At 66.4% G+C, this 14294-nt stretch carries 13 protein-coding genes; 6 read left to right on the forward strand and 7 right to left on the reverse strand.

The features are described 5' to 3' along the window. Positions 1 to 47: 47 nt before the first annotated feature. Positions 48 to 1097, reverse strand: a complete 1050-nt coding sequence (locus IWX78_RS01870; protein WP_196831678.1) for a lipoate--protein ligase family protein — start codon at positions 1095 to 1097, stop codon at positions 48 to 50. A 96-nt stretch (positions 1098 to 1193) separates the two neighbouring features. Here IWX78_RS01870 and IWX78_RS01875 point away from each other — a divergent pair, with 96 nt between their 5' ends. Beyond that, the gene (locus tag IWX78_RS01875) at positions 1194 to 1817 is read left to right on the forward strand and encodes a histidine phosphatase family protein (protein WP_196831679.1); all 624 of its coding nucleotides are present in this window, start codon (positions 1194 to 1196) and stop codon (positions 1815 to 1817) included. A gap of 5 nt (positions 1818 to 1822) precedes the next feature. Here the strand turns inward: IWX78_RS01875 and IWX78_RS01880 are convergent, their stop codons facing one another. Beyond that, positions 1823 to 3352, reverse strand: coding sequence for a carboxylesterase/lipase family protein (locus IWX78_RS01880; protein ID WP_196831680.1), 1530 nt, complete (start codon positions 3350 to 3352; stop codon positions 1823 to 1825). Continuing rightward, complete coding sequence (locus IWX78_RS01885) at positions 3319 to 4191, reverse strand: alpha/beta hydrolase (RefSeq protein ID WP_196831681.1); 873 nt, start codon at positions 4189 to 4191, stop codon at positions 3319 to 3321. Before IWX78_RS01885 ends, IWX78_RS01880 begins: the two co-directional genes overlap by 34 nt. Positions 4192 to 4298: 107 nt before the next feature. Between IWX78_RS01885 and IWX78_RS01890 the strand changes: the two genes are divergently transcribed. Together IWX78_RS01890 and IWX78_RS01895 are read left to right on the forward strand one after the other, a co-directional pair. Then, a complete protein-coding gene (locus tag IWX78_RS01890) occupies positions 4299 to 4724 on the forward strand; it encodes a MarR family winged helix-turn-helix transcriptional regulator (protein WP_334684502.1) in 426 nt (141 codons plus the stop codon). A 5-nt stretch (positions 4725 to 4729) separates the two neighbouring features. Next, a complete protein-coding gene (locus IWX78_RS01895) occupies positions 4730 to 6172 on the forward strand; it encodes an MFS transporter (protein ID WP_196832095.1) in 1443 nt (480 codons plus the stop codon). Between the two features lie 238 nt (positions 6173 to 6410). Here the strand turns inward: IWX78_RS01895 and IWX78_RS01900 are convergent, their stop codons facing one another. Genes IWX78_RS01900 through IWX78_RS01915 form a run of 4 tightly spaced genes read right to left on the reverse strand, consistent with a single transcriptional unit; the run spans position 6411 to position 10896 of the window. Continuing rightward, positions 6411 to 7256: a transglutaminase family protein gene (locus tag IWX78_RS01900; RefSeq protein WP_196831682.1), complete on the reverse strand. Its 846-nt coding sequence runs from the start codon at positions 7254 to 7256 to the stop codon at positions 6411 to 6413. Continuing rightward, entirely contained in the window at positions 7253 to 8182 is a 930-nt protein-coding gene (locus IWX78_RS01905) for an alpha-E domain-containing protein (RefSeq protein ID WP_196831683.1), read from the reverse strand. The genes IWX78_RS01900 and IWX78_RS01905 overlap by 4 nt, the downstream gene beginning before the upstream one ends. Then, positions 8176 to 9837, reverse strand: coding sequence for a circularly permuted type 2 ATP-grasp protein (locus IWX78_RS01910; protein ID WP_196831684.1), 1662 nt, complete (start codon positions 9835 to 9837; stop codon positions 8176 to 8178). The genes IWX78_RS01905 and IWX78_RS01910 overlap by 7 nt, the downstream gene beginning before the upstream one ends. A 42-nt stretch (positions 9838 to 9879) precedes the next feature. After that, positions 9880 to 10896 (reverse strand): LacI family DNA-binding transcriptional regulator, encoded by a 1017-nt coding sequence (locus tag IWX78_RS01915; protein WP_196831685.1) that lies wholly within the window; start codon positions 10894 to 10896, stop codon positions 9880 to 9882. 196 nt (positions 10897 to 11092) lie between these two features. Here IWX78_RS01915 and IWX78_RS01920 point away from each other — a divergent pair, with 196 nt between their 5' ends. The 3 genes from IWX78_RS01920 to IWX78_RS01930 all read left to right on the forward strand — a co-directional run bounded on the left by IWX78_RS01920 (position 11093) and on the right by IWX78_RS01930 (position 14293). After that, positions 11093 to 11434, forward strand: coding sequence for an L-rhamnose mutarotase (locus IWX78_RS01920; RefSeq protein ID WP_196831686.1), 342 nt, complete (start codon positions 11093 to 11095; stop codon positions 11432 to 11434). A gap of 51 nt (positions 11435 to 11485) precedes the next feature. After that, a complete protein-coding gene (gene rhaI / locus IWX78_RS01925) occupies positions 11486 to 12652 on the forward strand; it encodes an L-rhamnose isomerase (RefSeq protein WP_196831687.1) in 1167 nt (388 codons plus the stop codon). Positions 12653 to 12841: 189 nt separating this feature from the next. Then, positions 12842 to 14293, forward strand: a complete 1452-nt coding sequence (locus IWX78_RS01930; protein ID WP_196831688.1) for an HNH endonuclease signature motif containing protein — start codon at positions 12842 to 12844, stop codon at positions 14291 to 14293. Position 14294 lies beyond the last annotated feature (1 nt).

The raw sequence follows: 14294 nt of genomic DNA on the forward strand, positions 1-14294 counted from the left end.
GACGGGCACAGGAACGCTGATCGTGACCCGGTCGCCCGCGTCGTCGCTCACGGCACCCGGTTCAGCCACGCGTCCGTCACGAACTTCGACTCGACGAGCGCCTCGGCCGCGGCATATTCCTCCGGCGTGATGGACCCGGTTCGAGCACCTGTGAGGCTCACGAACGTGTCTTTCATCCGCTCGATGATCTCGGCACGGGTCAGGCCGGTCTGGCTGCGGAGGGGGTCGACGCGTTTCGCCGCCGATTTCGTACCCTTGTCGCTGAGCTTTTCGCGGCCGATGCGCAGCACCCGGGCCATGAGCTCGCCGTCCATGTCATAACTCATCGTCACGTGGTGCAGGACGGCGCCGTTTCCGAGACGTTTCTGGGCGGCACCACCGATCTTGCCGCTCGGGCTGGTGATGTCGTTGAGAGGCTGGTAGGTCGCATCGATGCCGAGCGACTGCAGTGCGGTGAGCACCCAGTCGTCGAGGTAGGCGTAGCTGTCTGCGAAGGTCATCCCCTGCACGAGCTCGGCGGGCACATAGAGCGAATAGGTGATCACCTGCCCTTTTTTCATGAGCATCGCGCCGCCGCCTGACACCCGGCGAACGACCTCGAAGCCGTTCTCTGCCGCCTGCTCGAGATCGACTTCGTTCTTCACCGACTGGAAGCTGCCGAGCACGACGGCCGATTCATCCCATTCCCAGATCCGCAACGTCGGACCACGTCGCCCGGCGCCGACCTCGGCAGTCAACACCTCGTCGAGCGCCAGATGCATACGGGGTGATACCGAACCGGTGTGGATGAGCTCCCAGTCGAAGTCCTTCCAATCGGCGGCGCCAGCCAGGGACCGGCGGATCGCGGTGCCGACCGCTTCAGGGCTGAAGCCGAGCAGGGTCGCGCCATCGGGCAGACCCCGGCGGATCGCGGATGCCAGTGAGGCGGCATCCGTTTCGACAGGGAGCCCGTCGACCGAGCGGTTGATGTCGTCGAGGGCTGAGTCCGGCTCGAGAAAGAAGTCCCCGGCGAGACGGAAGTTCGCGATCGATCCGTCGACGACGTCGAGGTCGACGACGACGAGTTTTCCGCCAGGGACCTTGTACTCACCATGCATGCGTTCAGCCTAGTCTCGGGCGGGAGAGCGGGGTCCGCCTCGACCGCAGCCGGCCGCGAGGGCGAGGTCCGTCCCCGACGGGAGCAGAATGGGAGCATGACGACACTCTTCCTGGCACGGCACGGCGAGACCGTGTGGCACGCAGAACACCGATACGCGGGGATCGCCGATGTCGAACTCAACGAGAACGGGTTGCGTCAAGCCGAGGGGCTCGCTCTCTGGGCGGCAGACGCGCAGCTCGACGCCATCTACTCGTCGACGCTGAGCCGCTCGATCCTGACGGCCGAACCCAGCGCCCGGGCGACCGGAGAGATCGTCGAGACCGACCCGGACCTCTGTGAGGTGGCGTTCGGTGTCGGCGAAGGACGCACGCTCGATGAGCTGCGACCCGACTACGCGGATGCCGTCGACGCGTTCGAGGCGCGTCCGGCGGAGGCGATCCTCCCGGGAGGCGAGGCCGGCGTCGATGGGATCACGCGATACCTGCGGGCTTTCGACCGCATCCACTCCGCGTTCCCCGACGGCCGCGTACTCATCGTCTGCCACGGAACAGCGCTGCGACTGGTGCTGTGCGAACTCCTCGGCATCGACCCCAACCGCTACCGCGATCTCATGCCCGCCGTGCAGAACTGCGCGGTCACGACGCTTGAGTATGCTGACCGTCACGCGCGGATGTACGCGTTCAACGTTCCGGCAGACGTCGCAGCACACCGGTACTGAGCCGCCTACAGGTGCAGTCCGACGTCGTCCCAGACCGGCAGTCGACCCGCAGCCGGATGCCGCTGGTCGACCGTGCGGGTGGCAAACACCCGCGTCGTGCGGTCGGCGTCGTAGCGACCCCACCCGGGATCGCCCGAGCGGATGAACGAGATCCAGTGCGCCTGCATCGACTGCGACAGGGTGCGCGCCGCCCGGCGCCCGCCGAGCAGCAGCACGAGCTTGCCGATCGGTCCGCCCAGGTTGCCGAACACGTACGGAATCTCGGTGCCGTGCGTTGCACCGAGCCCGGCTGCCCTGGTGGCCGGCGTGGCGTGGTCGAAGCGGTACATGAAGGTGGGGGCGACAGCGGCGTGCCCGTCTGCCACCCGCAGGCTCGGGATGGTGAAGCTCCAGTCGCCGGACAACCCGAGCCGATCACCGCGACTCCTCAGGCGACCGTATGCCTCGACGATCGACGGTGCGGACTCTGGCACGAACATCCGCAGCATGTCACGCAGCGCCGTCTCCTTCACCGGGAGGATGGGCGGATCCGATCGGATGAACAGGTTCGCCTCGTCACGGTTCGTGCCGATCAGCAGAGGGACCGGCGTCGCGCGACCCTCGGCGAACACATCGATCGGATGCTCCGGCAGGTACGTCCCGTCGACGACCGGACCGAACGCGAGTGTTCCGGGTCGCTCCCGGGCGTTGCGCCCGGCGAGTCGAGTGCCGGCAGCGACGAGGGCGTCCGTCGGCACGTGGCGAAGTCGCTTCACGTCTCCGGTCTCGAGACCGAGCAGCTCGAGCAGTTCCACTGCCCGCTCGGCATGGCCCTCGCGCCCGTATACCGCGGTTGGTGCTGGACTCTGGGCGATTGCACCGCGGAACAGTCCGGCAGCCGCCGGGAGTGCCAGAAGCGTCGTGATGGCCGTTCCCCCGGCCGATTCACCCATGATCGTCACGCGGTTGGCGTCACCGCCGAATGAGGCGATGTGATCGCGCACCCACTCGAGCGCGGCGACCTGGTCGCGCAGACCGAGGTTGCTGTCGAAGCCGGCGCGGCGTCCGAGTGAGCTGAGATCCAGCTGACCGAGCGCCGCCAGGCGGTAGTTCACCGTGACGACGACGAGATCGCCGGCAAGGGCCAGTGCCCGGCCCGAGTAGTCGGCCATCGACCCGGCGCCCTGCATCTGGGCGCCACCGTGGAACCAGACGACGACGGGGCACAAGCCGAGGCCGGACAGCTGTGAGGGAGCGCCCGGCGACCAGATGTTCAGTGTGAGGCAGTCCTCGTCACGCCGCACGGACGCCGGCACGCCACCCGCGTTTCGTGCGCTCGGCTGCGGCGCGACTGCCCCGAACCGCGTGACGTCTCGCACGCCTGCCCATGGCACGACGGGCTGGGGCGCCTTCCAGCGCAACGGACCGACCGGTGGCGCGGCGAACGGGATTCCGCGCCAGACGGATGCCCCGGCATCCGACTCGCCGAGCAGCGTTCCCGATCGGGTTTCGACCCGAAAGCTCACGCCGAGGCCGCCGTGTGCCGATCGAGCCACGCGACGAGATCGGCGATGATCTCGTCACGGTTGGTCTCGTTGTAGATCTCGTGGCGAGCGCCCGGGTAGATCATGAGCGTGACGTCGCTGAGCTTCGCCCGCTTCACGTACGCGTTCCGAAGCAGCGTCAGACCGCGGGTGCCGCCGAGCGGATCGTCCGACCCACCCTGGATGAGCATCGGGATGTCACGCGGCATCTTTCGCGGTGGGCGCCCGAGATACCTCAACGCCTGCACCGTCGTCCACGCCGGGGTCACCGCAACATCGAAGTTGTACGTGTCCGCAGTGAACGCCGCCCAGACAGCTTCGTCACGGCTGAGCCACTCGAGCCCGGTGGCCGTCGGCGACGTCCATTTCTTGTTGTAGTTGCCGCTGCTGACGACCCCAAGAACGGAGAGCGATGAGCCACTGAGCACAACGGCGTCGTAGATGCTCGTACGGTTGATGACCTTCTGCGCCATAAACGAACCCCAGCTGTGGGCGAGCAGCACGAGTGGAAGGTCGCGGTAGTCCTCGCGCAGATGTTCGCCGACGAGCTGCACCGACGCGACCGCCGTCTTCGTGGGCTTCTCGCCGAGCTTGCCGACACCGAGGTGGTTAATCCCCGTCTGCCCGTGACCGCGGTGGTCGTCGGCGACGACCGTGTATCCCGCTGCGTTGAGATCTGCGGCGAGCGCCGCGTACCGCCTGGCGTGCTCCCCGACGCCGTGACTGATGTGCACAACGGCTTTCGGGGCGGTCACCGCCCAGACGTAGTAGTAGATGGTGACGCCATGAGCGTCGGGAAGTGTTCGTGTCTCGGGCGCCGCGGCATCCGCACCGGTTCGATCATCGGCCATCGGCCCAGCGTAGCTGTCGACGACCCGGAATCCCCGCGCGGCACCGTTAATTAGCCTTGCTAACCAGACCTTTACCTTTGCTAACTAATTTGATAGACTCGTTCTTCGTGGCAAAGACAATCGCGGAGCAGGCATCCGACCTGCGCATGAGCACTTTCAAACTCGCACGACGCCTGCGCAACGAGCGGGCGACCGATGAGCTCAGCGATGGCCAGTTCTCCGTTCTCGGCGGGCTGTACACCCACGGCTCGCACACCCTGAGCGGGCTGGCCGAACGCGACCACGTGTCAGCCCCATCGATGAACCGCACGGTGAACTGCCTGGAGGAATCCGGCTACCTCACCAGGATCTCCGATGCCGCAGACAAGCGCCGCGTGACGATCGAACTGACGGATGCCGGAACGGCGATCGTCAAGGAGACGGTGAAGAAGCGCGACGCGTGGCTCCACCACCAGCTGCGTGCTCTAGACCCGACCGACAGAGAAACCCTGGCGAAAGCCGCAGACCTGATGAGGAGACTCGCCACCCAGTGAGTGCAATGTTCCGTTCGCTTTCGAGCTACAACTACCGCCTGTGGTTCATCGGCGCCCTCGTGTCGAACATCGGCGCGTGGATGCAGTCGACCACCCAGAGCTGGGTGGTGCTCACCGTTCTGACCGACAACGACGCCGTTGCCGTCGGGATCACGATGGCCCTGCAGTTCGGACCCCAGCTCCTCCTCGTGCCGATCACCGGCCTCATCGCCGACCGCTTCGACCGGCGCAAGATCCTCATGATCACGCAGACGGCGCTCATGCTGCTCGGTGTCGGGCTCGGGTTGCTCCTCATCCTCGGGCACGCGGAACTCTGGCACCTCTACGCCTTCGCCCTCCTCCTCGGCATCGTGAACGCCGTCGACGGTCCTGCCAGGCAGACCTTCGTCTCGGACCTCGTCGACGAGCACAACATGTCGAACGCCGTCGCCCTCAACTCGGCATCCTTCAACGCCGCCCGCATGATCGGTCCTGCACTCGCCGGCCTGCTCATCGTCGTCATCGGATCCGGCTGGGTGTTCATGGTCAACGCTGCGACGTTCCTCGCGGTGCTGTTCGCGCTCTACAAGCTGCGGGCATCCCAGTTGCGGGCACGGCCGCGTGCGCCGCGCCAGCGCGGTCAGCTCGTGCAGGGATTCCGTTACGTGATGTCGCGCCCCGACCTCGGCGTGATCTTCGTGATCGTGTTCATCATGGGGGCGTTCGGCATGAACTTCCCCATCTTCGCCTCGACCATGGCTGTCGAGCTCGGCGGCGGCGCAGGAGACTACGGCCTGCTCTCGTCGATCCTCGCGATCGGGTCGCTCACAGGGGCTCTGCTCGCCGCCCGCAGGGACCGCGCGCGGATGCGTGTCATCATCGCGGCCGTCGGCCTGTTCTCGATCGCCGCGTTCACGGCATCCGTCATGCCGACGTTCTGGACCTTCGCCTTCGCCTTGATCTTCATCGGGTTCGCCACCGTGACGATGCTCACAACGGCCAACGCCTTCGTGCAGACGACGACGGATGCCGCGGTGCGCGGCCGGGTGATGGCGCTCTACATGGCGGTGCTGATGGGTGGCACGCCGATCGGTGCGCCGATCGTCGGTGGGATCGCGAACGCGTGGGGCCCACGCTGGGCACTCGCTGCGGCCGGGGTCGCCGCGCTGCTCGCGTGCACCTTCGCGCTGACCTGGGCCGTGATGGCGCGAAGCCTGCGGGTGCAGCTGCACCCCGACCACCGCTGGCGCCCTGTGGTGACCCACGCCGGAAGGCCGCTTCCGGTCTCGTCGATCGTGCCTGAGGACTTCTCCGAGGAGGTCGCGCTCACGTCGCCGATCTCACTGCCGGCCCTCGCGGGGCAGAAGCGGCGCCCGCGTGCGGATGCTGGTGTGCCAGGTGACCGCGTGCTGGCCGAAGCAGGCGACCGCACGCTTGCCGAAGCAGGAACCCCCACCCGCCAGGACTGAGCAGCCCGCCTTCCGCATAGTCAGGAACCCCCTCCAAATTCAGGAGAAACCCTGCGACACGCCGTGTGGGAGCGCTCTCCAGTCGGCGTGTCGGGAGAATCTCCTGAATTTGCAGCAGTCTCCTGAATTTGCAGCACTCTCCTGAATTTGCAGCACTCTCCTGAATTTGCAGCACTCTCCTGAATTTGTGGTCGAGCAGACCGTGGCCGACGAGCAGAAGTGAGGCGGATGCCGCCGGCTACGACTCGCGCGTGATCTCCACCTTCACGAAGAGTCGCGAACTGAACGGGCCGGCGTAGACGCCCCGGAGCGGCGCCACATCCGAGTAGTCGCGGCCGCGGCCGACGAGCACATGCCGGTCGCCGATCTCGATGAGGTTCGTGGGGTCGTATCCGCGCCACGATCCGCAGTTCCACTCCACCCAGGCGTGTGATTCGCCTGTGATCGTCTCGCCGATCTCGGCATTGGGCTTCGGCAGCAGGTATCCCGAGACATACCGGGCGGGGATGCCGACCGACCGCAGAGCCCCGATGGCGATGTGCGTGATGTCCTGGCAGACGCCCTGCTTGCGCGCCCAGGCATCCGCCGCCGTGGTCTGCACGCCGGTGACCCCTTGCATGTAGGTCACCTGCCTGCCGATCGTTTCGACGATCTCGAGTGCTGCATCACATGGGCTGTCGTGAGCGTCGGCGATCTCACGGGCGAGCTCAGCGAGGTCCTCAGGCGGGTCCGACCGCCCGGTCTGCGCGAGCTGCTCGACCGTCTCGATGCTCCGCGAGGTCTGCTGCTGCAACTGCTCCCACGACATCGGATGCTCGGAGTGCTGCCTCGGGCGCACCTCGACGAGGCTCGTCGCCGTCAGTGACAGCTCCGAGTGCGGGGTGAGCACCTCGAACGTGGTGACGCGGGTGCCGAAATAGTCGACGTAACTGTGCTGAGACGCCGGCGGGTGAATGTCGATCTGCGACGACAACACGAACTGGCCATCGGTCGTCGACGGCAGCATCCGCGCTTCGTTGTATGACGCGTTGACCTGTCCCTCATAACTGAAGCCGGTGCGATGACGAATGCGCAGTCGTTTCACGAGTGTTCTCCGATCCAGCTCGGTTCGGCATGCGTCGGGAAGAACCGCTGCCGGATCGCCTCCGAGGTGTCGAGGGTCACCTGTTGCACGGCATCCATGTGCTTCGGCAGATCGTTGAGCACCTCACCGATCGGGGTGTATTCGAGTTCGCTGCGTGCCTGCCCGAGCAGCCGCTGCGCCTGGCCGCCGACACCCACGCGGTTGGTTCGCGGCTCCAGTTCGCGCACGCAGTCCTCGGCCTGATTCAGTGCGAAGAGGATGGAGCGGGGAAACAGGCGGTCGAGGATGAGAAACTCCGCAGCGTTCTTGGAACTGGGCACGCCCCGGTAGGTCCGAAGGTAGGCCTCGTATGCGCCGCAGGACCTCAGGATGGTCGTCCAGCTCGGGCCGGATGCCTCGGTGAGCGACCGCGTCGCGAGAAGTCGCGCGGTCATGTCTGCGCGTTCGATGCTGCGGCCGAGCGTGAAGAATTGCCAGGCCTCGTCGCGGCTCGTCGCGGAGTCGATGATCCCGACGGCGAGCGCAGCGCGTTCGCGGACCCAGCCGAAGAACTCGTGCACCTTCTCGGTTTGCAGTCGGCGCGGCATCCTGGCGCTCGTCGTGTTGAGGCACTCCCACAGTTCCGTCGAGACGATCTCGCGCGCCCGGCGCGCGTTCTCCCGAGCAGCCGTGATGGAGTAGGCGATGGATGCCGGCTCCGACCGGTCGATGGCGAGGTGCTGCAGCACGTCGTGACGGGCAAGTGCGGTATCGGCGGGCGCTGTGCTGCCCATGACGCTGAGCAGCGATCGGCAGGCTGAGTCCTCGTCGATCCACGGGTCCTCGAGCAGCAGTTGCAGGTGCACGTCGAGAATGCGGGCTGTGCCGTCGCTCCGTTCGATATACCGGCCGATCCAGAACAGGCTCTCGGCGATCCGGCTCAGCATGTCTCGTCTCCCGCCTGCTGTTGTTGCTGTTCGTGCTGGTCCCGGCGCCCGCGTGGTTCGTCCTGCGGCGAATGCTCGGGCTCGTGCTGCTCGGCGTAGATGATCGGGAGCGCCTGGGTGACGGTGGCCTGGTCGGCCACCAGCCCCTGGATGTCGTGCGGACCGACCGTCGATCCGCGCCGGCCGACGACCCAGGTGTCCTTCGAGCCGCCACCCTGGCTCGAGTTGACGACGAGCTGGCCTTCGGGGAGGGCGACGCGGGTCAGGCCGCCGGGGAGAACCCAGATGTCTTCACCGTCGTTCACGGCGAACGGGCGCAGGTCCGCGTGCCGCGGGCGCATTCCGTCTTCGACCAGTGTCGGGATCGTTGAGAGCATGACGACGGGCTGGGCGATCCAGCCGCGCGGATCCTTGCGGAGTCGCGCGGTGAGTTCCGCTAGTTCCTTCTTCGAGGCATCCGGGCCGATCACGAGACCCTTACCCCCTGAACCGTCGACGGGCTTCACGACGAGTTCGTCGAGGCGGTCGAGCACCTCTTCGAGTGCGACGGGATCCTCGAGGCGCCAGGTGTCGACGTTCGGCAGGATCGGTTCTTCGCTGAGGTAGTAGCGGATGAGATCAGGCACGTAGGTGTAGACGAGCTTGTCGTCTGCGACGCCGTTGCCCACCGCATTGGCGATCGTGACATTGCCGAGACGCGCTGCGAGCATGAGACCGGGAGAGCCGAGCATCGAGTCGGCGCGGAAGGTCAGCGGGTCGAGGAACTCGTCGTCGACCCGTCGATAGATCACGTCGACACGCTGTGGTCCTGACGTCGTGCGCATGAAGACCTTGCCGCCCGAACAGAACAGGTCACGGCCCTCGACCAGTTCCACGCCCATGAGCCGGGCGAGCAGGGTGTGCTCGTAGTATGCGGAGTTGTAGACGCCGGGGGTGAGCACGACGACATTCGGTTCGTCGATGCCATTCGGTGCGCTCGCCCTGAGCGCCTGCAGGAGCTTGTTGGGGTAGTCGCCGACCGGGCGCACGCGCATCGACACGAAGAGCTCGGGCAGCGTCTGCGCCATCACCCGGCGGTTGGAGATGACATAGCTGACGCCGCTGGGCACGCGCACATTGTCTTCGAGCACGCGCATCTTGCCTGCCCCGTCGCGAATGAGGTCGATGCCTGAGACCTGGATGCGCACATTGTTGGCACTCACGATGCCCGCGGCCTGGCGGTGGAAGTGGCTCGACGAACTGATCAGCCCGGCGGGGATGACCCCGTCTCGCACGGCGTTCTGCCGGCCATACACGTCAGAGAGGAACGCCTCGAGCGCCCGCACGCGCTGCTTGATGCCGCCCTCGACCTCGGTCCACTCGTCCTGTTCGATCACCCGAGGAACCGCGTCGAGCGGGAACGGTCGTTCCTCACCCGCGAAGTCGAAGGTCACCCCCTGGGCCAGGTACGAGCTGGCGAGCGCCTCGGTCCGACCGCGAAGGTCGTCCTGACTCATCTGGGCGAGGCCGGCGTAGATCTCGCGGTACGCGTCTCGGGCTTCTGCGGGATGCCCGACAGCGGGCGGATCCTGGAACATCTCGTCCCACGGTGTCTCGCCTGTGGCGCTGACGCGTGGTGCCAGGGTGCCGCCGTAGCCATCGAAGAGGTCCGCCATGCTGCGAGCCTAACCCGGGTCATGTTGCCGGGGTGTTTCGCCTCAGGGGCGGCGAGCCGTCGACGCCCGAACGACGAGCTCCGGTTGGAAGACCACGTGCTCGTGCACGAATCCGTCCGGTGACGCCGCTTCGCGCACGAGCAGGTCGACGGCGGTGTGGCCGATCAGCGCGCTCGGCTGGCGGATCGACGAGAGCGGCACGATAGCCGCAGAGGCGAAGTCGATGTCGTCATAGCCGATGAGGGCGATCTCCTCGGGCACATGCACGGCTCCGAGCATGCTCAGCGCCTGCAGGACCCCCATCGCAAGGAGATCGTTCGCGGCGAAGACGGCATCCGGTCGGTCGGAAGGTTCGAGATCGCGGATCCGCTCCCCGGCCATCCGGCCCTGCAGAACGGTGAGTGCGTCGGTCTCGATCACGTCGAGTGTGGCGTCGGATGTCTCGCCGACGGCGGTGCGGGCACCGGCCAGCCGGTCGGTCACCTGCGCGAGACTCTCCGGCCCGCCGACGAAGACGATCCGGCGACGCCCGGTGTCGAGCAGGTGGCGGACGGCCAGATATCCGCCGGCGACGTCGTCGACAGCGACAGAGGAGAAGCGGTCGTCGTCGGTCTGGCGGTCGACGAGAACGGTCGGGATGCCGCGGCGCAGCAGGCGTTCGAGGCGCACGGTTTCGTCGCCGACCGGCGAGATCAGCACCCCGTGGACACGCTGCTCCTCGAAGAGGTCGAGGTAGGCGTTCTCCCTGTCGGCGTTCTCGTCACTGTTACCGAGCAGCACGGTGAGGTGCTCATCGGCGGCGCGATCCTCTGCGCCGCGCGCGACGTCGGTGAAGAACGGGTTCGAGACGTCGAGAACCACCATGCCGATGCTGTGGCTTCGACCCGCCCGCAACTGGCGGGCGGCGTCATTGCGCACGAAGCCCAGGGCCTCGATGGCGGCATGGACGCGCTCGATGGTCGAGGGCGACACCTTGCCGGGGCGGTTGAGCACGTTGGAGACGGTTCCGACAGAGACGCCCGCCCGCAGCGCGACATCCCGCACACTCGTCGACGCCATCGGTCACCCTTCCGCTCTCTCGAGCAAGCCTAGGTGTCGACCGCGCTGAAACGTCTCACGTCGTTGCCGACCATCCGTCTCGTTGACGTGGCTACGGGCTGCCCGTATATTCGTCACATGGCTTTGAAACGATTCAGTGTCGCGGGGATGCCGCGCTGGCTGTTGTTGCGCGGCCCTGATGCGATGGAGTACTGAGATGGAGCGGGTCGGTTTCCAGCTCCGGGTGAAACCCGACCGGGTTCCGGAGTACACCGAACGCCACCGGGCGATCTGGCCGGAGATGGCACGGGCTCTCGCGAACACCGGGTGGAACAACTACTCGCTGTTCCTCCGGCCGGACGGACTGCTCATCGGCTATTTCGAAACCGACTCGCTCGACGCTGCGAGGGCAGGGATGGCTGCGACCGAGGTCAACGCGCGGTGGCAAAGTGAAATGGCCGGTTTCTTCGAGGATCTCACTGGAACGCCTGACGAAGACTTCACCCGCATTCCCGAGATCTTTCATCTCGAAGATCAGCTCCGCGACCCCGCCTCCTGACACCGTTTCGACAACATTTCCAGACAGCCCACACCACAGAGAAGTGACATCATGACGACATTTGATTCCATCGCCGACCAGCTCGCCGAGCAGGCCATCGAGCTCCCCTCCTGGGCGTTCGGCAATTCGGGAACCCGATTCAAGGTGTTCGGTACCCCCGGCACTCCCCGCACCATCCAGGAGAAGCTGTCGGACGCGGCGCAGGTCAACGCGCTGACCGGGCTCTCACCGAAGGTCGCGCTGCACATCCCGTGGGACAAGGTCGACGACTACGCCGCTCTGCGAACTTTCGCCGGGGACCTCGGCGTCGAACTCGGCACCGTCAACTCGAACACATTCCAGGACGACGAGTACAAGTTCGGCAGCCTCACGCACACCGACGCTGCCGTTCGCCGCAAGGCGATCGACCACCACTTCGAGTGCATCGACGTCATGCACGCCACCGGCTCGAACGATCTCAAGATCTGGCTCGCCGACGGCACCAACTACCCGGGTCAGGGCGACATCCGCGGTCGGCAGGAGCGGCTCGCCGACTCACTGCAGCAGATCTACGCGCGGCTCGGTGACGACCAGCGCCTCGTGCTCGAGTACAAGTTCTTCGAGCCGGCGTTCTATCACACGGATGTTCCCGACTGGGGAACCTCGTACGCCCACGTGACGGCGCTCGGTGACAAGGCGATGGTCTGCCTGGACACCGGCCACCACGCACCAGGCACGAACATCGAGTTCATCGTCGCGCAGCTCCTCCGCCTCGGCAAGCTCGGCTCGTTCGACTTCAACTCGCGGTTCTACGCCGACGACGACCTCATCGTCGGTGCCGCTGATCCGTTCCAGCTGTTCCGCATCCTCTTCGAGGTCGTGCGCGGCGGCGGGTATGGGCCCGACAGCCCCGTGGCCTTCATGCTCGACCAGTGCCACAACGTCGAGGACAAGATCCCGGGCCAGATCCGCAGCGTACTCAACGTGCAGGAAATGACCGCGCGAGCGCTCCTCGTCGACCGCCTCGCACTGACGGCAGCGCAGGATGCCGGGGACGTGCTTGGCGCGAACGCCATACTCATGGACGCCTTCTACACGGATGTTCGATCCGACCTGGCCGCCTGGCGTGAGTCGCGAGGTCTTCCGGCAGACCCGATGGCCGCCTATGCGGCATCCGGCTACCAGCAGAGGATCGCCGCCGAACGCGTCGGCGGACAGCAGGCCGGCTGGGGAGCATAGGCAGCCGTCAGCGGCTCGTCCCGGACCCGGCGCGAGGTTCACTCGGCGGCGGGACAGTGTCAGTGGTCGGTGATGGAATAGAAGCATGAACGAACCGCGCACCACCTGTATTCGCCGGCCTCCAGCGCCGCGGCGTTCAGGTCAGCCGAGGCGTGGTGCCGTTCGAATCGCCGGTGGTGACCTGGCACCATGACTCCCCCGGTCAGCGCCCTCGCCCCGGCACCCGATGTGCCGGCAGAGGAGGTTGCGCTCGACCAACTGCGGTCGCACCTGGCCGAGGTGATCGGCACTCTTGACCTCGATCACCTCGACCGGCTCGACGGTGACCGTATGCTCACTGTGTTGTCGACGACCGCGGCGTTGGGTCGCGGGATCGAGGCGATCCTTGCCGCAGCGGCGAACGACGTCGCGGTGCGGTCGGATCCAGTCCGTGGCAGTGCCGGGCTGGCGGCCCGGTTGAACTTCGCCCGGCCGTCGCACCTCGTCGAGATGGTCGCCGGGGTGTCTGCAGCGACGGCACTGAGATTGATCCGCGTCGGATCGCGCACGTCCCCGCGGGCAACGGATGCCGGACTGCCCCTGCCACCGCTGTTCCCCGTCGTCGGCGAGGCGCTCCGGGCCGGACTGATCGGCGCCGAGACCGCCGATGTGATCAGCAAAGAACTCACGACTGCTGCGGCGCGAGCCGATGTGGATGGCCTGACAGCCGCCGAAGCCACGCTGGTCGGACAGGCCACCGGCAGCGGAACAGACCTGGGCATGCCCCTGCCGCCCGACCTCATCGCTGTTCAGGCACGGCAGTGGCGCGACCGACTCGACCAGGACGGCGTCGAACCGCGCGCAGAGCAGGCGTTTCAGAACCGGGAGTTCTGGGTCTCGGACACCACGACGAACGGGTTGTTCCGGTTCGGCGGGCAGGTCACCGTCGACGTCGGAGCTAAACTCCGTTCTCTGTTCTCCGCCGTGCTGAGCCCCCGAACGGCATCCCGCTACCTTCCGGGCGATCCCACCGACGCCGAATCGAACGCCACGGGCACCCCGGCGCCCGACATCGACCGGGGTACCGGGAACGACGCGAGCACTCCACGAGAGACCCGCACTCCCGGCCAGATTCGTGCCGATGTCTTCGCCGCGATGATCGACTCGCTCGCGCGCTCCGCCGACGTTCCTACTGTCACCGGTGCGTCGCCCACCGTCGTCGTCACCGTCACCGCAGAAGTGCTGAAGAATGACAAGGGAACCGGGGAGATCGTCGGAGAGCCAGAACCGGTCCCCTTCTCCACCATCAGACAGATCCTGTGTGACAGCAGCGTCCTCCCCGCGATCATCGACACCGACGGTGCGCTCGTCGCACTCGGTACCGAGAAACGACTATTCTCGCGCGACCAACGACTGGGAATGATCGCCAGAGATGGACCCACCTGCGGAATCAGTGGGTGCACCATTCCTGCCTCGGCCTGCGAAGCCCACCACATCGTCGAACATTCCGAGGGCGGGCCGACTCACACCGACAACGGTGCTCTGTTCTGCTGGTTCCACCACCGGATGATCGACACCGGGGTCTTCTCCGTCGAGATGGTCGACGGCAGACCGGTCGTCTCGATCCCCAACTGGCTGCAACGCAAACCTTACTTCCACTGAG

The organism is Mycetocola sp. CAN_C7, from assembly GCF_015752285.1.
Classification (GTDB): Bacteria; Actinomycetota; Actinomycetes; order Actinomycetales; family Microbacteriaceae; genus Mycetocola_A.